This is a genomic window from Pseudomonas sp. A-RE-22 (assembly GCF_019956035.1).
Classification (GTDB): domain Bacteria; phylum Pseudomonadota; class Gammaproteobacteria; order Pseudomonadales; family Pseudomonadaceae; genus Aquipseudomonas; species Aquipseudomonas brassicacearum.
In genome coordinates this window covers 109,681-128,986 of record NZ_JAHBCZ010000005.1, presented here as the reverse complement: position 1 = coordinate 128,986, position 19,306 = coordinate 109,681, and the positions used below count along the sequence as shown (strand labels likewise).

Here is a 19,306-nt window from a genome sequence, read left to right as displayed (position 1 = left end):
CGCCCTCACCGTGCGCAGCACCGATGGCAGGGGGTTTCGCCTGGATGTGATCCGCGTGGCGGCGACCCAGGAGGGCGAGTTGCAACGGGTGCGCTGGTGGCTCAAGGGCGACACGCTTTACCGCGCCCAAGGCCAGGCCCGCAATCGCTATCCACTGCCCGCGCCCGGCCCGGGCGTGGCGGTGCTCAGTGACGTCAGCGACGCTGGACTGCGGTTCTGGGACAGGGAAAAAGGCTGGCGCAAGCTCAGCGGCAACCGCCAGGAAAACCCGATGGGCATCGAAATCAGCCTGACCCGGCAGACGCCTCAGGGCATAGAGAAATATCGACAGGTGCTGGGGCCATTGGAATAGCTCCCCCAGATTATTGGGTGACCTTCAAGGCTTGGCACACATTGTGGGAGCGAGCTTGCTCGCGATAGCGGTGGGTCTGTTGAGGGCGATGTCGAATGTGCCGACCTCATCGCGAGCAAGCTCGCTCCCACAGGGGTATTGGGTGAATTCTAGATTTGGGCCAAGCACCGGGCCTTTGTGGGAGCGAGCTTGCTCGCGATGAGGCCTGCCCAGACGCCACTGGCCTCAGCTCAGCACCACCACCCCACCCGGCAATTCAGTGCATTTGGCGCCGTAGGCATCGCGGATCAACAGCGCCACGCCCGCCAGTTGGTCCAGGCGAAACCGCGCCTGGACCTTGCGCTGGCCCAGTTCGCGGTTGAGCAGCAGCAACATGCCGGGACGGTAGCGGTTGATTTCATCGATGACGCTGGCCAGGGTCGCGTCGTTGAACACCAGGACCTGCTCACGCCAGGCGATGGCTGCCGACACATCGGCACGCTTGGGAGCGCCCACCCGACCAGGGTCGTAAGTCAGTTGCATGCCCGGCTCCAGGCGAAACCGCTGGCCTTGTACCTCGACCTGCACCACACCCTCCAGGCAAGTCGCGCAGACGCTCTGGTCGGTGTAGCGAATGTTGAAGCGTGCCCGGGCGGCGCTGATCCAGCCGGCGCCGGCCTGGACGCTGACTACCTGGGCACTGCGCCCCTGCACTTCAATCTCACCGCTGAGCAATTCCAGTCCTTGTCCGCCATCGGCCAGCACGCGGCGGCTGAGGCGGGTCTGGGTATTGAGTTCCAGGCTGACGCCCTCGGCCAGTTCCACCCGGCGCTGTTCGCCGACGTCGGTAACGTAGTCGGCTCCCAGCCCGGAAACACCACCGGGCACCGTGGCGCGGATCAACAGGAAAGCCGCCGACGCCGCAATGGCGCCACCCAACAACGCCCGACGGCCGAAATGTCGGGGCGCCTGCACTGCGGCGGCGGCAGGTTGTAGCCCCTGCCACAGCGCCTTGGCCTGTTCGAAGGCCCGGGCATGTTCGGGGCTTTGCCCGCACCACAGGCGCAAGGCCCGGGCATCGGCCACGGTGGCGCGCCCCGAGGTCAGCAGGATCAGCCAGTCTCGGGCCTCGCTGGCCAATCGGGCCTGGGGCGTGGCGTCAGGGGAAGCGATGCTGAAGATGTTCAAGCGCACACACACTCACGAAAGGGTCGGGTCTCTACTCTCAAGACGGTTTTCCCGCGCCGGGACCGAACCGCTGAATGACTTTTCTTTCCAGGCGCTGGGCGCAGTGCCCCAACGCAGCCTTGATTTCCTTCTCCACCATGCGCGTGGAAATACCGAAGCGCTGGGAAATTTCCAGGTGCGGCGCTTCCTCCAGGCGTGCGGCGATGAAAATCCTGCGACGGCGCGCCGGCAGTTCGTACAAGGCCTTGAGCAGGGTCTGCAGTTCCTTCTGCCCACCCACCACGCGGGCCGGATCCAGCGCTTCATCCGAGACCTGCAGCAATTCCTCGACTTCATCGCCGGTGAGCAGGCGCGCATCGGCCTGTCGACGGTCGGCGGCGATGTTCAGGGCCATGCGATATAAATAAGCGTTGGGCTGGGCAATCTCCTGGGTATCGACCATTCGATCGACCCGCAGGTAGGTTTCATGCAACACATCATTGGCCAGTTCCTCGGACCCCAGGCGCCTGCGCAGGCGCACCTTGAAATCCTCATATGAGGTGAGGAACAGCTTCACCAACGGGCTGCGACCGGAGTCTTTCATCGCCCGGACACCCCTTCCCCTGCTATGCATTCCATGCTTCTTCCTGATGAGTCGGGTAACAAAAGCAGGGTCACCGGCTGGCGCAACGAGCTGGGCGCCGGGCGGTCGATCCTGAGGTTTTGCATGCTGTTGACCAAGGCCTTGTCCCGCATCAGGTCGCCCGTGGAACTGACCAGGCGGCTGTGCTGGACCACGCCGTCCCGGCCGATCCACACTTGCAGCACCGCCCGGAAACTGCCTGGGCGGGTCAACGGTGAACGACACAAATTGCGCTGGATGACCGCCTGGATCGCTGCCGCGTAGTTGCTGTCACTCAAGCCTGGGGTGACGCCGGGAGGCAGCGGTACCTCGCGGACCTGCACCGGCTGCAACGTAAACGCATCCTCCCGGGCATAGTGCGCCGCCAGCCCGGTGCCACTGAGCAACACCCTCAACCCTTCGGAAGGTGTGAACTGCCCCTGGACACCCAGCGTATGGCGCTGGCTCGACAACTGGTGGTCCACCAGCACCGCCATGCCCGTCGCCCGGCTGAACTGCTCCAGCGCCGTGGTCAGTTCCTGGGGCGCGATGTCCAGGTCCACCAGGCCGACCGCCTGGATCGGCCCGGCCAGCAGACACAGCAACACCATCAGCCACCGCAAGGGCGCCCTGGTCAATCCACGCCCGCGTCCGCCCCCGGCTCTGCCCTGCTGCACGACTGACGTATCCGTTGAAAACCGTCATCCTGAGGGGAGTTTATGAATGTCGTATGACAACTGATACAAATCCTCCGGGCCGCACTAGACTGGTGCCCAGACAACGAACCGTCGGGTGTGACGGGCAGGAGGTCGATGATGAAACAGTGGACGAAAATGATGGCCGGCTTCGGGCTGCTCCTGGCCCTGCCGTGGGCCCAGGGCGAAGAAGCCCCGGCGTGTATCGAGGTGACCGTCGGTGGCTACAAGACCCCCGACTACAACTGCCTGAGCCGGCAGATGGGCAACGACCCGCAAGCTGCAACAGCTGCGCAACGGACCCAGGACGCCATGAATGTGCCGGTCAACGAACGCGCACCGAACAGCATCGGCCTGGCAACCCCGGCGGCCACTGGCGTGCGCATGGGCAATACATTTGGCACTTCGGTCAAGCCCCAGCGGCCGCCGGTTCCGGCCAGCAATTCGCTGCTGCCCAACGGAAATAAATAGAGGCAAACGACAGACCTGCTCTGTGGGAGCAAAACTTGCTCGCGATCCAGGCGTCACGGTCCGCCAGATTCACCTCATCATCGTTCATCGCGGGCAAGCCTTGCTCCCACAGTTGGCTCTCGCGGATCAGCCCCCCGGACTCTGGCGAAAACTCACCGCCAGCCGGTTCCAGCTGTTGATGGTGCTGATCGCCAGGGTCAGGTCCACCAGTTCCTCCTCGCTGAAGCAGGCCCGGGCCTGGGCATAGACGTCGTCCGGGACCTGGCTTTCAGCCAACAGCGTCACCGCCTCGGTCCAGGCCAGGGCGGCGCGTTCGCGGGCAGTGAAAAAACCGCTGTCGCGCCACACTGCCACCGCGTAGAGCCGCCGCTCGGCCTCGCCCTGGCGTCGCGCCTCCACCGAATGCATGTCGGTGCAGAAGGCACAGCCATTGAGTTGTGAAGCGCGGATCTTGATCAGGTGCAGCAGCGCCGGTTCGATACTCAGGCGACTGGTCAGGGCTTCCAGGCCGATCATGGCTTTCATCGCCCCAGGCGATGCAGTGTAGTAATCCAGACGCGGGCTCATGGCGGGCTCCGTGGTATTCGAGACCTTCACGCTAGGCCCTGGGACCGGCCAATGACAGGTCCAATTTGTCGAAAAACCCGGAGGCAAGTCCAATAGGCGGGATTTTCCCCACGCAACTTCTATGCAGTCGCACAATGCGGGTAATCTTGCGCCTTTGACGCCGGCGGCCAAACAATCGCCCAGGAGCTTGCGGGTATGGAACTTCATGTTGTCATCAACGGCCGCAAGGACCTGTCGGGCCAGTTGTATCAACAATTGCGCAGCGCCATCGAAAGCGGTCGCCTGGCGGCCGGCACGCAACTGCCGCCCAGCCGCCTGCTGGCCGAACAACTGGGGGTCTCGCGCAAGACCGTCTCCGACACCTACGCCCAACTGACCTACGAAAACCTGCTCACCGGTATCATCGGCAAAGGCACCTACGTCAACGCGCGGCCGGCCAGGATCGTGCGCAAACAGAGCCACCGCGAGCTGGCCGGCGCCGACGTCGTCGAAGCCTGGCGCACCATGCCCGACCTGATGCGCCATCCCACCCTCGAAGGTGCGTTGCGCTACGACTTCATCGGCGGCGCCACGGGCAAGGGCCAGTTTCCGCTGGACGACTGGCGGCGCTGCACGGCCCACGCGCTGCGCCAGATCGCCAGCGCCAAGGGATTCTACAGCCAGCCCGAAGGCCTGCCGTCGCTACGCAATGCCATTGCCCGGCACATCGCGTTTTCCCGCGGGGTCAATTGCCAGGATGAAGACGTGGTGGTGTGCAACGGCGCGCAGCAGGCCCTGGACCTGATTTCGCGGGTGTTGACCCGGCCCGGCAGCCTGGTGGCCATGGAAGATCCGGGCTACCCGCCGGCGCGCTTGCTGTTTGGCTCCCAGGGCGCCACGGTGGTCGGAGTACCGGTGGACGAGCAAGGCATGCGGGTCGACCTGATCCCCGACGGCACACGGTTGATTTATGTGACGCCCTCCCACCAGTTTCCCCTGGGCATGCCCATGAGCCAGGCCCGCCGCGAGGCCCTGCTGGCGCGGGCCTATGAGCTGGGAGCGATCATCATCGAAGACGACTACGACAGCGAATTCCGCTACGAAGGCCGGCCCGCCGATTCGTTGCAGAGCCTGGACGAGCGCGGGATCGTGGCGTACGTCGGCACCTTCTCCAAGACCTTGTTGCCGGAGTTGCGCCTGGGCTATGCGATCCTGCCGCCGGCGATTCTTGAAGCGGTAATCCTGGCCAAGCGCCTCACCGACCAGCACACCTCCACCCTGCCCCAGTGGGCGCTGGCGAAGTTCATCGCCGAGGGTTGCCTGCTCAAGCATATCCGCCGCTGCCACACCCTGTATGCCGGTCGCCGCGAGCGAATCCTGGCTCGCATGGGCGGGGACTTATCGCCCTGGTTCGAGGCCGTGCCCACCACCGCGGGCTTTCATATGGCGGTGTTGTGCAAGGTTCCGATGGACCTGGCGCTGGTGATCGAACTGGCGAAAAAAGCCGAAGTCGGGCTCTACAGCCTTGATGGTTTTTTCAACGAGGCCCCGGTGCGGCCGGGCCTGTTCTTTGGTTTTGGCGCGATCGAAACCCTGGACATCGACATAGCCCTGGACCGCTTGCGCGACATTCTGCAGCAAGTGGCCTGAGGGATTGGACTGGGCATTTATCCGCCCATTGGCTGTTTGAGCCTTGCCCCGGCGGGCCTATCCTGCATGGGTGTCATTGATGTTGAACAACCCCCTGCGACTTGATTCAGGAGCCTGAACAATGTCTCGCCAAGTGATCAATACCGTACAGGTGCAAGCCGCCGCCGGTCGCTCGGAAGAACTGGGCCGGCAATTGCAACAAATCGTCGAGACCCTGCGTACGCAGCCGGGCTGCGATGCCTACCTGGTCGACCGTTGCCCGGACGATGGCGACCGCTGGAGCGTCAGTGCCCGCTGGCAGTCGGAAGCGGCCATGCAAGCCCACTTCAACTGCCCGGAAGTGCAAGGCTTCATCAGCCTGATCGACAACCGCCTGGTGCGCAGCGTCGACTTCAATAGCTGACACTCCGCGCCTGTAGGAACTGCCGAGTGCAACGAGGCTGCGATCTTGTCCAATCCAATTAAATCCCAAGCCAAAGATCAAGAGCCAAAGATCGCAGCCTTCGGCAGCTCCTACAGGGGGTAGCTTTCAAATTGGGTGGATCGCGGTATTGGTCTACCCACCTTCCGAAAGATTGGACGTTTGCTTGCCCCTCCGTGGGGCTTAGGGTGAATCCATCGCCGCGACAGCGCGAAATCACTCGAAACCACATGGGTCATACCTTCATGAAAACACTCTGTCTGATCGCCGCCCTCGGCCTGCTGCCCATTACCCAGACCTACGCCCACGAAGCCGCGCCTTCGGAGAAGGTCACGGTGCTGCAGGAGCAATTGCTGAAAAACGTTCCAGGTAAAAAAACCATGATGCTGACCGTCGACTATGCCCCCGGCCAAGCGTCCATTGCCCATAAGCATGAGGGCACGGCCATGGCCTACGTACTGGCAGGCGCCATCACTTCCCAGGTCAAGGGTGAGCCGGCAAAGACCTACAAGGCTGGGGAGTTCTGGTATGAAGCGGCGGGGTCCGAGCACCTGGTATCGAGAAACGCCAGCACGAGCCAGCCGGCGAAACTGCTGGTGTTCATGGTGATGGGTGAGGATGAAGCGGTGTTGATACCGCTGAAAAACTAACAGCCACAGCACAGCTGTCCCCCTGTGGGAGCGAGCTTGCTCGCGATAGCGGTGGGTCTGCGACATTGAACGTGACTGATACACCGCCATCGCGAGCAAGCTCGCTCCCACAGGGACTCACAGCGAATATAAAAAAAAGCCCCGCATCTCTCAATGCGGGGCTTTTTCATTCAACGCCGGATCAGTTGGCCGTCACGACCGCCTGACCACTCAACGCCAGGTCCAGCAGTTCGCGGTTGGCGACCGCGTACATGGCGTAGTCGGTGCCGCTGGCGGCACGGATGTCCACCAGCATGGCACGCCAGCGCTCGACCATTTCGTGATGCTGCTCAAGCCACATCGCCAGGCGGGTTTCCACATCCTGGGTCGCGTCGCCGTCCTGCAGGACCGAGATGGTGATCGCCCGTTGCTGCCAGTCGATGTCATCGCGGAACGCTTCACGGGCCAGTGCCTGCCAGTTGTTTTCCACCGGCAGTGCGCTGATCTGTTGCAGGTACCAGGTGATGTCCAGGGCGCTGCCCACGGCGAAGTAGGCCTTGGCCACATCGGCAGCGTTCTGGCCGGTGACGTCGGACGCCTCGATGATCGGCAACAAGGTGTACAGGTGCGTGGTGCCGGCAACCATGCGCGCCAGCAGCTCCGGCACACCGGCAGCCACGTAGGCCTGGTAGCGGGTCTGCCAGCCTTCGCGGGTCGGACCTTCCAGCAGTTCGTCGAGCTTGAGGCCCAACGCTGCCAGGTGCGGACCGAAGTGCGCGACGTCACGGGCAGCGTTCTGCTCGTTGCGGCGGCTGCGCAGGAACCAGCGCGTGGCGCGACGCCCCAGGCGCATCAGTTCGTCCATCAGCTCCAGTTGCACGTCGGCCGAGACCTGGTGGTCCAGGGCCTCGATCTGACGGAACCAGTGCGGGAGGTGGAAGATGTCGCGCACGATCACATAAGCGCCCGCAACGTTCGCCGGGCTCATGCCCGTAGACTCCTTGAGCCGCTGAACGAAGGTGATGCCCATGTGGTTGACCAGGTCGTTGGCGATCTGGGTGCTGACGATCTCGCGCTTCAGGCGATGGCGACGCATGGCCTCGGAGAACTGGTTCACCAGCGTCGGCGGGAAAGCCGTCTCCATGTCACGGGTCAGGTAATCGTCGTCCGGTACCAGGGAGTTGAGCAGCGCTTCCTTGAGGTCGATCTTGCTGTAGGAGATCAACACCGACAGCTCGGCACGGGTCAGGCCATGGCCCGCCGCGACACGCTCGTTGATCGCCTCTTCAGACGGCAGGAACTCGATGGCGCGATCCAGCTTGCCGCGGCCTTCCAGATCGTTCATCAGACGCTTGTATTCGGCGATCCGCACGAAGGCACGGCGCGCCGCCAGGGACAGGGCCTGGGTCTGCTTGTAGTTGTTGCCCAACACCAGGCTACCGACTTCGTCGGTCATGCTCGCCAGCAACTGGTTGCGTTGCTTGTCGGTCATGTCGCCGGCCTGCACCACTTCGTTGAGCAGGATCTTGATGTTCACTTCGTGGTCGGAGCAGTCCACACCGCCCGCGTTGTCGATGAAGTCGGTGTTGGAACCGCCGCCATTGAGGCCGAACTCGACGCGACCCAGTTGGGTCATGCCCAGGTTGCCGCCCTCGCCCACGACCTTGCAGCGCAGTTCGTTGCCATTCACGCGCAGAGCATCGTTGGCCTTGTCGCCGACATCGGCGTGGCTTTCAGTGCTGGCCTTGACGTAGGTGCCGATACCGCCGTTCCACAACAGGTCCACCGGCGCCTTGAGCAAGGCGTTGAGCAGCTCGGTCGGGGTCAGCTTGTCAGCCTTGATGTCGAAGCGTTCTTTCATCTGTGGCGAGATGGCGATGCTCTTCGCGCTGCGCGAGAAGATACCGCCGCCTTCGGACATGATGCTGGTGTCGTAGTCGCTCCAGGCCGAACGCGGCAGGTCGAACAGGCGCTTGCGCTCGGCAAAGCTGCTGGCAGGCTCCGGGTTCGGGTCGATGAAGATGTGCAGGTGGTTGAAGGCCGCGACCAGTTGCAGCTTGTCGGACATCAACAAGCCGTTGCCGAACACGTCGCCGGCCATGTCGCCGACGCCCACCACAGTGATGCTGTCTTCCTGGACATTGATGCCGCGCTCGCGGAAATGGCGCTGCACGCCGACCCACGCGCCCTTGGCGGTGATGCCCATTTTCTTGTGGTCGTAGCCAGCCGAACCGCCGGAGGCGAACGCATCGCCCAGCCAGAAGCCATAGTCGATGGCGATGCCGTTGGCGATGTCGGAGAAGGTCGCAGTGCCCTTGTCCGCCGCCACCACCAGGTACGGGTCATCGTCGTCATGACGTACGACGTTGGCCGGCGGTACCAGTGCGCCGTCCTTCAGGTTGTCGGTGATGTCCAACAGGCCCGAGATGAAGATGCGGTAGCAGGCGATGCCCTCGGCCGCGATCTCGTCCCGGCTGCCGCCCAACGGCAGGCGACGTGGCAGGAAACCACCCTTGGCGCCCACCGGCACGATCACCGAGTTCTTCACTTGCTGGGCTTTTACCAGGCCTAGCACTTCGGTGCGGTAGTCTTCTTCACGGTCGGACCAGCGCAGGCCGCCGCGGGCAACGTTGCCGAAGCGCAGGTGCACGCCTTCGACCCGTGGCGAGTAGACGAAGATCTCGAACTTGGGCACCGGTTTCGGCAGTTCCGGGATCAGGTGCGGGTTGAACTTGAAGCTGAAGTAGGACTTGTTCTGGCCGTTGGCGTCGGTCTGGTAGAAGTTGGTCCGCAGGGTGGCCTTGATCAGGTCCAGGTAGCGACGCAGGATGCGGTCTTCGTTGAGCACCTGGACGTCGTCCAGGGCCGAGAGAATCGCTTGTTCCAGGCGCAGTTGCTTGTCTTCCAGGTCATCGCCACTGAGTTTGCGCGCCAGGTAGAAGCGGGTCTTGAACAACCGGGTCAACTCGCGAGCGATGTCGGTGTGGTTGTTCAGGGTGCTGGCGATGTAACCCAGGTCGAAGCCCAGGCGGATCTGCTTCAGGTAACGGGCGTAGGCACGCAGCAGCGCCACGTCGCGCCATGGCAGGCCGGCGGTCAGCACCAGGCGGTTGAACGCATCGTTCTCGGCATCGCCACGCACGATGTGGACGAAGGCGTCCTGCAAGGTGTCGTTGAGTTGCTGGATATCCAGGTCCAGGCCTTCGGCGGCGGTGAACGCGAAATCATGAATCCAGAACTCGCGGCCATTGGTGTGGCGCAGACGGTACGGGAACTCGCCCAGCACGCGCAGGCCGAGGTTTTCCAGGATCGGCAGCACGTCGGACAGCGCCAGTGGCGTATCGGCGTGATACAGCTTGCAGTGCAGCTCACGCTGGCCGGAGACCTGGCCCAGCGGCTGGTAGAAGCTCATGACCAGCGGATTTTTTTCGCTCAGGCTCAACAGGTGCTGCATGTCGACCACGGCCGAGTGCGCGGCAAAACGCTCGCGGTAGCCGGCCGGGAAGCCTTTCGGGAAATCCGACAGCACGTTGGTGCCCTGGGCTTCGCCGAAGCTCTCGACGACCAGGCTGGCGTAGTCGTCCTTCCAGCTGCGGCAGGCCTGGACCACTTCTTTTTCCAGCAAGACCGGATCGATGTCGAGACGGTTCTTCGGATCCACCCGCAGGATCAGTTGTACACGGGCCAGTACGGACTCGGAGAAGAAGGTCCAGAACTCGCAGTCCGAGGCCTTCAGGCGATCCATCAGCACTTGCTGGATCTTCTGGCGCACTTCGGTGGAGTAGATGTCACGTGGCACGTAGGCCAGGCAGTAGCAGAAACGGCCATACGGGTCTTTGCGCAGGAACACGCGGATCTTGTTGCGTTCCTGGATCTGCACGATGGACATGACAGTGCTGAACAGCTCGTCCACCGGGGTCTGGAACAGGTCGTCACGGGGCAGCACTTCGACCACCTGGGCCAGTTCCTTGCCCAGGTGCGCCTTGGCCTGGAAGCCCGAGCGACGCTCGATTTCCGCGACCTTGCGGCGGATGTACGGGATGACCCGCACGCTCTCGCCATACACCGAAGAGGTGTACAGGCCCATGAAGCGGCATTCCTTGATGACCTTGCCGTTGGCGTCGATTTCACGGATCGACACGTAGTCCGGGTAGGCCGGACGGTGTACGCGGCTCGGGTGCGCGGCCTTGGCGAACGACAACGGCGTCGGTTCGCGCAGGTAATTGACGGCGTAGTCTTCGATGCGCAGGTCTTCGGCGGTCAGGCCGGCGCGCAGCAATTTGGTCAGGCCGAGGAACGAATCGGGGTTGTACTCGATGTGGCCACCATCGGCCTCATCGCGAACCACGAACTCTTCGTAGCCCAGGAAGGTGAAGTGGTTGCCCACCAGCCATTCCAGGAAACTCTTGATCTCGCTCTTTTCCTCAGCGTCGATGGCGTAGGCGCTGCTGTCCAGGCTGTCGAGGATTTCCTGGACCTTGGCTTTCATCGGTTCGAAGTCGGCCACGGCCACGCGCACTTCGCCCAGCACTTGCTCAAGTTCCTTGCTCAGGACGTTGAGTTCGGCGGCGTTGGCGCAGCGGTCGATCTCCAGGTACATCAACGACTCTTGCAGGATGCCGTCGCCCTGGGTGCCTTTTGGCAGGATTTCCAGCAACTCGCCCTTGCTGCCGCGACGCACGCTCAGCACGGTGGTTTGCAGGGTATGGATGCTGTAGCCGCGACGGTTCAGCTCGGTGCGGACCGAGTCCACCAGGAATGGCAGATCGTGGTGCAACACTTCCACGGCCGTGTGGGTCGACTGCCAGCCGTGGCGTTCGTAATCGGGGTTGTAGACGCGCACCTGCGGTTGCGTGTGATCGAAGCGCTCAAGCAGGCGCCAGGCAGACAGGGTGCAGCCGGCAAGGTCGGACAACCGGCGCTGGGTAAGTTCATCGAGGGAAATGATGCCGAAGAATTGTTCAGCGAACAGCGCCACTTGTGGCAGTGCCTGTTCACTGATGTGCTGCGCCAGTGCCGCTTGCAGTTGATGCTGGAAGTCGGCTTTGCTGGCTGCGGTGAAGAACGCCATCTGTGGTACTCCGCTTGGGCTTGTTATTGATTGAAGCGTCGCGTGCAACCCCTGCGGGGCTGTCGGCCATCCCGTTCCTGATTCTCGGGCAGAGGAAACAGGATGACAGGTGGATGAAGCTGGACAGGACCCGCAGGTCACATCCTTTTCCATGTAATTTCATGTCATGGACACCTGCAAAAACCACTCCGGGATGGCCTTTGCAGGTGCACATCCGTTGCGCAGCTTAACGAGTGCGACAATGTGCCTGCTTGCAGCGCTGCGACATATTCGGTCATCGGCAAGCTAAACCGGCCCGAGTTCATCGAACAACCCTAGCAGCCCAGGGGCGAAACGGCACCTGGCAGTGTGAAATAGCAGCCCGATTGCGGTAATCCAGCGCAAAGTCCTCCAGGCTGGCAAAATCCACTTTTTTCGGCTCATCGAGCCAGGAGCCATCACCATGCAAATGACCACCACCCTGCTGATCGCCAATCCGTGCGACGACGAAGAAGACAACATGGCCATGCTCTGCTGCCACAGCGCCCAGGGCGAAATGTTCCTGATGACCCGCTACCCCGACGAAGACGAACTGGAGATTGCCCTGGATGGCGAGCCTTCGACGCTGGACGGCGTGAAAGTCACGCTGAGCCCTACCCGCTTGCTGATTGAGATTGCGGCGGCGGATGCCGATGCGTTGAACGGCGACGACGTGCTGGAAATCACCCACGACACCGATGCGGCGGACCTGGCGGGAGTCGAACTGACGTTGCAGAACATCCTCAAGGGGACGGGCACCTATATAAGCCAGCTCTGATTCCTGTCGGCGTTGATCGTTCCCACGCTCTGCGTGGGAATGCATCCCGTGACGCTCTGCGTCACCTTCCAGAAGCAGAACGCGGAGCGTCCCTGACGGCATTCCCACGCGGAGCGTGAGGAACGATCAAAGGCGACTGCTCTTGCGTGGCGAGGGATCCGTGCACCGGCTGTTATTCGTCTTTCTGCACCAGATTGCCGTCAGCGTCATAGGCCAGGTACGCGTCACTACCCTTCGGGTCCCTCACGTAATAACGGGCCTCATTGCCGTTATCCGGCACTTCCAGGCTGGCATAGGACCCCAGCTCCTTGATCAGTTTGTTGTCTTGACTGATCAGGACCAGCCCGGAACCACCACCGGCCCGAATGGCCGCTGCGTACCGAGTCTGGAACGCGTTGAGCTGGCTGTACTCCAGCGGGACTCGCAAGATGCCCGCCAGGTCGATGGCGCCATAGCTGCCGGCGCGTGCGACCACCGCCATACCGTTGGAAAACGGTTCCACCTCGTCATACGGTAACTTGATGGGCAGCCGCGTCCCCTGGCGATTGATAAAAGCAAACTTCCTGCTTTTAGCGTCCTGCACCAACAGCGGTTGCTGCCCGACAAACCGGCCTATCACGTTGTCACCCGGCAGGTTGAGCCGTTTACCGTCCAGGTCGAAAACGTTCTGACGACTCCGGTCGGCAGAGCTGGCGTAGAGCAAACCCTCGCTGTGCTCGATGCCTGAGAACTGCGCCGGCAGGATTTCCTTGCCGTCCAGGATATAGGCGCCGTAGAGGCCTTCCATGACATCGGTTCGTTTGCCGAGACGGGCGATGAACACGTTGCCAGTCACGGTGGGGTTGACGAATTTCATCGGCAATACGAAACGATGCCCCTTGGCATCGTAGAGCCCATAAGGTCCGTTGGTTTCCCGCTCCACCAACAGCAGGCCATTGCTCAACGTTTCGGTGATGTATTCGAACGGCAGGTCCACGAGCTTGTTGCTGCCGGCAGGAAAATAGGCGAGCTGGCTGCGCAACGCCTGCCAGTCCGAGTCCGGGTCGCTGGACTTTTCCGGGGAAAACAATGTGTAGGTATCCGCCATCTGGCTGTCTTGCACCTGCACCCAACGGGGCTTGATCAACCACTGGCCGGCCTGGTCGATGAAGCCGTAGCGCTCGGCGTTTCGGTCCAGAGCGATGTAACGCGCCTGCTCCGCCAGGACGTTGTCGACCTGGGTGAACTCAACGCTGTTGTCTTCCATCGGATCGAGCACATGAATGACGATGCGTTGCGGGGTGGCCTCGAATTGATAGTCGACCTCGGTGTTTTTCAACGGCCCCACCTGAGCGGCCAACGCCTGGGTCAGGCGCTCCAACTGCTGCTGTACCGCCTGGCCGGTCTTGAGCTGCTTGAGATCGTCCTTGGTCTGCAGCAGCGCTTTGTAATAGTCGTGCAACGCCGCGATATCGCCTTCGGAGGGGAACGCGCGGGAGTTGTTGCCGTTGCTGTAGAGCGCCTTGCCCGCGTCCTCCAGCCCCTGCACCACGAAGGTCGACATCTTCGGCGTACTCAGGCGCACAGAGGCGCTGGCGTCACCCAGGGCGGTGAGCTGGAAGGACTGGCCATCGTCCAGGGTCACCTTCGGGTGATCCTTGTCCAGGACCACTTTCCTGAACGCCGGATAACTGCGGTAAGCGACCGTCAGGCCGAGACTCGCCAGAGGCTTGTTCACCGCAAGTGCGAAGGCGTCATGGGACGTGATCATGTCGTCGGACTCGACCTTGGGCGGCGCCTTGAGATCGGCGAAGGTTTTTTCGCTGCCATCGCGAAACCGCAGGCGCTGCGGCAGGTACTGCTCGGCCACCGGTTCATCCGGCGTCGCGGCGCGCTTCCAGAGCGGATCAAGGCTGCTGGTGTCGAGCCTCACTTCGGAACCGTCGGCGAATAGCCTCTGGGCAAAACGCAGGCCCTGGATCGAGGCCAGTTCAGCTTTCAGTTGCGCACTGGTGAGTGGGACAAACAGCGGTTCGTACTGCAACGGCCGCTCGTCGGCAGGCTCGGTCGTCTCAATACTCAGGCTCAATTGCGCGTCACTGATCAGCTCCAGGGAACGGAGCGTTTCACCGGTGTCCTGAATCAAATAGTTGAGGCGTCTCTCCACCTCGGGCAGTGCCAGCGTGCCGATGTCTTCCATGCCCCCTTCGTTCAGTTGCTCGGCGGCGAAACCTTCATCCACCGGCGCGCCGCTGTGGCGAAACAGGGTGTAGGACGCACAACCCAGCACCAACAAGGTCACGCTCAGTATCGACAGCAATCTCACGCGAGGCTGGGAGAAGTTCATGGAGGCTTCGATCGTCAAAGGGCTTGGGGAAGGCAGGCAGCTAACCACACGGCCTTACGCGCTGCAAATCGCCCTGGAGGGCCTGTTCTGTTACTTCGGCCTGCCGACCTGCCTGGATCGTCGCCCTTGTCCGGCTGAAGTGAACCACCGTCGGTCGTGCCTCTGACACGTCGCCCTTGACGGAGGGATGGATTCTGATGTTTCCTGAAACCGGTTTCAGAACCGCTAATAAATCCAATAAGCAGGTTTCAATCCGTGAATTCTTTCTCCGCCGCCCAGCGCAGCCGCGTGACCATGCTTGATGTCGCCGAACGCGCCGGGGTCTCCAAGGCCAGTGTCTCGCGTTTCATTGGCGAGGACCGCGCCCTGCTCTCCGAGGCCATTGCCCGGCGTATCGAGCAAGCCATCAGCGAACTGGGCTACCGGCCGAACCAGATGGCCCGCGGCCTCAAGCGCGGGCGCACACGCCTGATCGGCATGCTGGTGGCCGATATCCGCAACCCCTATTCGATTGCCGTGATGCATGGCGTGGAAACCGCCTGTCGTCGCCATGGCTACAGCCTGGTGGTGTGCAACACCGACCGTGATGACGAGCAGGAGCGCCAGCACCTGGCGCTGTTGCGCGCCTACAACATCGAAGGGTTGATCGTGAACACCCTGGGTCACCACCGTGACGAACTGTTTGAACTGCGCAGCGAAATGCCTCTGGTGTTGGTGGATCGCAAGGTCGATCAACTCGACAGCGACCTGGTCGGCCTCGACAACCCAAAGGCCGTCGAGATGGCCCTCGATCACCTCGAACAACGGGGCTACCGCGATCTGTTGCTGGTGACCGAACCGTTCGACGGCACCAGCTCACGAATCGAGCGAGTCGAGAGTTTCAAGACCGGCATCGCGCGACGCCCTGCCCTGACCGGCGCCGTGGTGGAAACCTGCGATCAACTGAGCGCGCGCATCAAGGCTTTCCTGGCCCAACCGGGGCAAGGCCCCAAGGCGCTGTTCTGTGCCAATGGCATTGCCGCGCTGGCCGCCACGACGGTGTTGCGCGAGCTCGGTTGCCACTTGTTCGACGACGTAGGCCTGATTGCCCTCGACGATCTGGATTGGTACCCCTTGGTGGGCAGCGGCATCACGGCCCTGGCCCAACCGACAGCGGAGATCGGCGCCAGTGCGTTCGACTGTCTGCTCAAGCGTTTGCGTGGGGATAAAGGGCCAGTGCGGACCTTGGATTTTGCGGCGCGGTTGATCGAGCGTGGGTCGACGCGTGGGGTTTCTCGATGATCGAGCCGGCCTTATCGCGAGCAAGCTCGCTCCCACAGGGATTTCCAGCGCGACGCAGATCCCGTGTGGGAGCGAGCTTGCTCGCGATGAGGCCCTGAAGCACACCACCTTTTTTTGCACAAAACTGAAACCGGTTTCAGAGGTATAAAAACAATGCACAATCCACCCGTCTCCATCAGTCTTTCCAGCTACGGCGCCGACCTGGTACGGCAACAAGGCCAAGGCAGTTTCATCGATCTGCTGGCAGCAGCCGGTGCCTCGCGCATCGAATGGCGCGAAGAATTGCTCACCACCGAACAGCCCGCCGAGCTGGCCGCTCGCGCTCGCGCCCAGGGGCTGCAAAGTATTTTCTCGTCGCCACTGGAGCTGTGGCTCGCCGGGCAGTCCAGGCCCAACCCCGCCCTGGCGCTGACCCTGCAACGGTCCGAGGCGTTCGGCTCGGCATGGCTGAAAGTCTCCCTCGGGCACTTCACCGACTCCCATGATCTGTCGGCATTGGCGGATGTGCTCGGCGCAAGCCCGGTGCAGTTGCTGGTGGAAAACGACCAGACCTTGCAAGGCGGACGGATCGAACCGTTGCAACGTTTCTTCAGCGCAGCAGAAGCGCACGCATTGCCCGTCGGCATGACCTTCGACATCGGCAACTGGCAATGGCAGGACCAATCGGCCGCCGTCGCCGCCCGACAGCTCGGACGGTATGTGGCTTACGTGCATTGCAAGGCAGTGGCCCAGCGCGCCGACGGCAAACTGGTCGCCGTGCCTCCGGCCATGACCGACCTGCACCTGTGGGAACAACTGCTCAAGCACATGCCCGTCGGTGTGATGCGCGCCGCCGAATATCCGCTGCAAGGCGAAGACTTGTTGCAATTGACCGCTGGACATGTCGCCACGCTGTCCCGTCTCGGACAATCGCGCCGGGAGCCTGCCCATGCCTGAGTTCGATGTGTTGTCGTTCGGCGAAACCATGGCGATGCTGGTGGCTGACCAGCGCGGTGAGCTGGCCAGCGTCGACCAGTTCCACAAGCGTATCGCCGGGGCCGACAGCAACGTGGCCATCGGCCTGTCGCGACTGGACTTCAAGGTTGCGTGGCTGAGCCGGGTCGGCGCTGATTCCCTGGGACGCTTCGTGGTGCAGACCCTGGAAAACGAAGGCCTGGATTGTCGCCACGTAGCGGTCGATCCAACGCACCCCACCGGCTTTCAGTTCAAGTCGCGTACCGACGATGGCAGCGACCCGCAGGTCGAGTATTTCCGTCGTGGCTCGGCGGCCAGTCATCTGTCGATCGATTCCATCGCGCCAGCGCTGCTTGAAGCCCGTCACTTGCACGCCACCGGCATCGTCCCGGCGTTGTCGGCCACGGCCCGCGAGATGTCCTTTGAATTGATGACCCGCATGCGCGAAGCCGGCCGCAGCCTGTCGTTCGACCCCAACCTGAGGCCGAGCCTCTGGACCAGCGAGTCGGCCATGATTGCGCAAATCAATCGCCTCGCCGCCCTCGCCCACTGGGTCCTGCCGGGGCTCGGCGAAGGTCGCTTGCTGACCGGTTTCGACGACCCGGCCGATATCGCCGCGTTCTATCTGGATCAAGGCGCCGAAATCGTCGTGATCAAGCTCGGCGCGGACGGTGCCTATTACCGCACGCACCTGGACCAGGGCGTTATCGCCGGCGTACCGGTAGCCCGGGTGGTGGACACCGTGGGCGCTGGCGATGGCTTCGCCGTCGGCCTGATCAGTGCGTTGCTCGAAGGCCGCGCCATCACCGAGGCCGTGCAGCGCGCCAACTGGATCGGCAGCCGCGCGGTGCAGAGCCGTGGGGATATGGAAGGGTTGCCGACGCGCACCGAGTTATTGGCTGAATTTGAAACCGCCTATCGCGAGCAAGCTCGCTCCCACATGGGATCGAGTTAACCCCTGTGGGAGCGAGCTTGCTCGCGATAGAGCTACCACAAAACGCACCTGCTGCAACAAAAACAACAAGCTCAGGAGTCAACGACATGCAAACGCTCAACCTCGCCACCCGTCGCTGGTGGTACATCATGCCCATCGTGTTCATCACCTACAGCCTGGCCTACCTGGACCGGGCCAACTATGGATTTGCCGCCGCCTCGGGCATGGCCAAGGACCTGATGATCACCCCGGGGCTGTCATCGCTGCTCGGCGCACTGTTTTTCCTCGGCTACTTTTTCTTCCAGGTACCGGGGGCGATCTACGCGCAAAAGCACAGCGTGAAGAAGCTGATCTTCGTCAGCCTGATTCTCTGGGGCTCACTGGCCACCCTGACGGGCGTGGTCTCCAACGCCTACTGGTTGATCGTGATCCGCTTCATGCTCGGGGTGGTCGAGGCCGCCGTGATGCCGGCGATGCTGGTGTACCTGTGCCACTGGTTCACCCGGGCCGAACGCTCGCGCGCCAATACCTTCCTGATCCTTGGCAACCCGGTGACCATGCTCTGGATGTCGGTGGTGTCGGGTTACCTGGTGCAGCAGTTCGACTGGCGCTGGATGTTCATCATCGAAGGCCTGCCGGCGGTGCTCTGGGCCTTTATCTGGTGGCGCCTGGCCGATGATCGCCCAGCCCAGGCCAAGTGGCTCAGCGATCAGGAGAAACGGGACCTGGAAAGCGCCTTGGCGGCCGAACAGGTCGGCATCAAGGCAGTGAAGAACTACGCCGAGGCCTTTCGCTCGCCCAAGGTGATCATCCTGGCGCTGCAGTTTTTCTGCTGGAGCATCGGGGTCTACGGGTTCGTGCTGTGGTTGCCGTCGATCCTCAAGGCCGGCCTGCAGATGAACATGGTCGAGGCCGGGTGGCTATCGTCCTTGCCTTACCTGGCGGCAGTGATCGGCATGCTGGTGGTGTCCTGGGCGTCGGACAAGGCGCAGAAGCGCAAGCGTTTTGTCTGGCCGCCCCTGCTGATCGCCTCCGTCGCGTTCTACGCCTCCTACCTGCTGGGGGCCGAGCATTTCTGGTGGTCCTATGGCTTGCTGGTGGTCGCCGGCGCTTGCATGTACGCGCCGTATGGTCCGTTCTTTGCCATCGTTCCGGAAATCCTCCCGGCCAACGTCGCCGGCGGCGCCATGGCGTTGATCAACAGCATGGGCGCGCTGGGTTCGTTCGGCGGCTCGTATCTGGTGGGCTACCTCAACGGCACCACCGGCTCCCCTGGCATGTCCTTCCTGCTGATGAGCGGCGCTTTGCTGCTGTCGGTGGTACTGACCCTCGCCCTCAAGCCCGGCGCCAGCGACCGGGAAGTCTCCAATACCGCGACGCCACACCCGGCGCCCGCCCGTTCCTGAATCGAG

The 19,306-nt window shown here is 62.5% G+C and carries 16 protein-coding genes; 10 read left to right on the top strand and 6 right to left on the bottom strand.

The genetic code is table 11. The features are described 5' to 3' along the window. Positions 1 to 352: type II secretion system protein GspJ (locus tag KGA89_RS03480; protein ID WP_223470616.1), on the top strand; the 352-nt coding region annotated here is incomplete at its 5' end. A 225-nt stretch (positions 353 to 577) separates the two neighbouring features. Here the strand turns inward: KGA89_RS03480 and KGA89_RS03475 are convergent. The 3 genes from KGA89_RS03475 to KGA89_RS03465 are packed head-to-tail and all read right to left on the bottom strand — an operon-like array spanning position 578 to position 2,731. Continuing rightward, positions 578 to 1,519, bottom strand: coding sequence for a FecR family protein (locus tag KGA89_RS03475; RefSeq protein ID WP_223470621.1), 942 nt, complete (start codon positions 1,517 to 1,519; stop codon positions 578 to 580). Between the two features lie 37 nt (positions 1,520 to 1,556). Then, positions 1,557 to 2,102 (bottom strand): sigma-70 family RNA polymerase sigma factor, encoded by a 546-nt coding sequence (locus tag KGA89_RS03470; protein WP_223470615.1) that lies wholly within the window; start codon positions 2,100 to 2,102, stop codon positions 1,557 to 1,559. After that, positions 2,099 to 2,731, bottom strand: coding sequence for a secretin and TonB N-terminal domain-containing protein (locus tag KGA89_RS03465; protein WP_223470620.1), 633 nt, complete (start codon positions 2,729 to 2,731; stop codon positions 2,099 to 2,101). The genes KGA89_RS03470 and KGA89_RS03465 overlap by 4 nt, the downstream gene beginning before the upstream one ends. A gap of 201 nt (positions 2,732 to 2,932) precedes the next feature. Between KGA89_RS03465 and KGA89_RS03460 the strand changes: the two genes are divergently transcribed. Next, positions 2,933 to 3,286, top strand: coding sequence for a hypothetical protein (locus tag KGA89_RS03460; RefSeq protein WP_223470614.1), 354 nt, complete (start codon positions 2,933 to 2,935; stop codon positions 3,284 to 3,286). 126 nt (positions 3,287 to 3,412) lie between these two features. On the opposite strand, the gene KGA89_RS03455 is transcribed toward KGA89_RS03460, so the two are convergent. Next, positions 3,413 to 3,853: a carboxymuconolactone decarboxylase family protein gene (locus tag KGA89_RS03455; RefSeq protein ID WP_223470613.1), complete on the bottom strand. Its 441-nt coding sequence runs from the start codon at positions 3,851 to 3,853 to the stop codon at positions 3,413 to 3,415. Between the two features lie 195 nt (positions 3,854 to 4,048). Here KGA89_RS03455 and KGA89_RS03450 point away from each other — a divergent pair, with 195 nt between their 5' ends. The 3 genes from KGA89_RS03450 (at position 4,049) to KGA89_RS03440 (ending at position 6,553) form a co-directional block, all read left to right on the top strand. Further along, a complete protein-coding gene (locus KGA89_RS03450) occupies positions 4,049 to 5,482 on the top strand; it encodes a PLP-dependent aminotransferase family protein (RefSeq protein ID WP_003202633.1) in 1,434 nt (477 codons plus the stop codon). Between the two features lie 121 nt (positions 5,483 to 5,603). Next, on the top strand, positions 5,604 to 5,885 hold the full coding sequence (locus KGA89_RS03445) for an antibiotic biosynthesis monooxygenase family protein (RefSeq protein ID WP_223470612.1): 282 nt from the start codon (positions 5,604 to 5,606) through the stop codon (positions 5,883 to 5,885). A gap of 263 nt (positions 5,886 to 6,148) precedes the next feature. After that, complete coding sequence (locus KGA89_RS03440; RefSeq protein WP_223470611.1) at positions 6,149 to 6,553, top strand: cupin domain-containing protein; 405 nt, start codon at positions 6,149 to 6,151, stop codon at positions 6,551 to 6,553. Positions 6,554 to 6,734: 181 nt separating this feature from the next. Here the strand turns inward: KGA89_RS03440 and KGA89_RS03435 are convergent, their stop codons facing one another. Next, entirely contained in the window at positions 6,735 to 11,603 is a 4,869-nt protein-coding gene (locus KGA89_RS03435) for an NAD-glutamate dehydrogenase (protein WP_003202639.1), read from the bottom strand. Between the two features lie 442 nt (positions 11,604 to 12,045). Between KGA89_RS03435 and KGA89_RS03430 the strand changes: the two genes are divergently transcribed. Next, positions 12,046 to 12,399, top strand: a complete 354-nt coding sequence (locus KGA89_RS03430) for a hypothetical protein (RefSeq protein WP_223470610.1) — start codon at positions 12,046 to 12,048, stop codon at positions 12,397 to 12,399. A gap of 172 nt (positions 12,400 to 12,571) precedes the next feature. Here KGA89_RS03430 and KGA89_RS03425 read toward each other — a convergent pair whose 3' ends face one another. Next, positions 12,572 to 14,725, bottom strand: coding sequence for a WG repeat-containing protein (locus KGA89_RS03425; RefSeq protein WP_223470609.1), 2,154 nt, complete (start codon positions 14,723 to 14,725; stop codon positions 12,572 to 12,574). Between the two features lie 255 nt (positions 14,726 to 14,980). On the opposite strand from KGA89_RS03425, the gene KGA89_RS03420 reads away from it, so the two are divergent. From KGA89_RS03420 to KGA89_RS03405, 4 genes are all read left to right on the top strand, one after another. Continuing rightward, a complete protein-coding gene (locus tag KGA89_RS03420; protein WP_013693550.1) occupies positions 14,981 to 16,006 on the top strand; it encodes a LacI family DNA-binding transcriptional regulator in 1,026 nt (341 codons plus the stop codon). A gap of 153 nt (positions 16,007 to 16,159) precedes the next feature. After that, positions 16,160 to 16,942 carry a sugar phosphate isomerase/epimerase family protein gene (locus tag KGA89_RS03415; RefSeq protein ID WP_013693551.1) on the top strand — a complete coding sequence of 261 codons (783 nt, stop codon included), beginning with the start codon at positions 16,160 to 16,162 and terminating at the stop codon, positions 16,940 to 16,942. Continuing rightward, positions 16,935 to 17,915 carry a sugar kinase gene (locus KGA89_RS03410; RefSeq protein WP_223470607.1) on the top strand — a complete coding sequence of 327 codons (981 nt, stop codon included), beginning with the start codon at positions 16,935 to 16,937 and terminating at the stop codon, positions 17,913 to 17,915. The genes KGA89_RS03415 and KGA89_RS03410 overlap by 8 nt, the downstream gene beginning before the upstream one ends. An 86-nt stretch (positions 17,916 to 18,001) precedes the next feature. Beyond that, positions 18,002 to 19,300, top strand: a complete 1,299-nt coding sequence (locus KGA89_RS03405) for an MFS transporter (protein WP_003202651.1) — start codon at positions 18,002 to 18,004, stop codon at positions 19,298 to 19,300. Positions 19,301 to 19,306: the final 6 nt, after the last annotated feature.

Bases quoted from the DNA above. Each gene is read 5' to 3' on its own strand.
- KGA89_RS03455 (WP_223470613.1), bottom strand. From the start codon at position 3,853: ATGAGCCCGCGTCTGGATTACTACACTGCATCGCCTGGGGCGATGAAA.
- KGA89_RS03445 (WP_223470612.1), top strand. From the start codon at position 5,604: ATGTCTCGCCAAGTGATCAATACCGTACAGGTGCAAGCCGCCGCCGGT.
- KGA89_RS03450 (WP_003202633.1), top strand. From the start codon at position 4,049: ATGGAACTTCATGTTGTCATCAACGGCCGCAAGGACCTGTCGGGCCAG.
- KGA89_RS03410 (WP_223470607.1), top strand. From the start codon at position 16,935: ATGCCTGAGTTCGATGTGTTGTCGTTCGGCGAAACCATGGCGATGCTG.
- KGA89_RS03435 (WP_003202639.1), bottom strand. From the start codon at position 11,603: ATGGCGTTCTTCACCGCAGCCAGCAAAGCCGACTTCCAGCATCAACTG.
- KGA89_RS03465 (WP_223470620.1), bottom strand. From the start codon at position 2,731: ATGGTGTTGCTGTGTCTGCTGGCCGGGCCGATCCAGGCGGTCGGCCTG.
- KGA89_RS03470 (WP_223470615.1), bottom strand. From the start codon at position 2,102: ATGAAAGACTCCGGTCGCAGCCCGTTGGTGAAGCTGTTCCTCACCTCA.
- KGA89_RS03430 (WP_223470610.1), top strand. From the start codon at position 12,046: ATGCAAATGACCACCACCCTGCTGATCGCCAATCCGTGCGACGACGAA.
- KGA89_RS03425 (WP_223470609.1), bottom strand. From the start codon at position 14,725: ATGAACTTCTCCCAGCCTCGCGTGAGATTGCTGTCGATACTGAGCGTG.
- KGA89_RS03440 (WP_223470611.1), top strand. From the start codon at position 6,149: ATGAAAACACTCTGTCTGATCGCCGCCCTCGGCCTGCTGCCCATTACC.
- KGA89_RS03460 (WP_223470614.1), top strand. From the start codon at position 2,933: ATGATGAAACAGTGGACGAAAATGATGGCCGGCTTCGGGCTGCTCCTG.
- KGA89_RS03405 (WP_003202651.1), top strand. From the start codon at position 18,002: ATGCAAACGCTCAACCTCGCCACCCGTCGCTGGTGGTACATCATGCCC.
- KGA89_RS03415 (WP_013693551.1), top strand. From the start codon at position 16,160: ATGCACAATCCACCCGTCTCCATCAGTCTTTCCAGCTACGGCGCCGAC.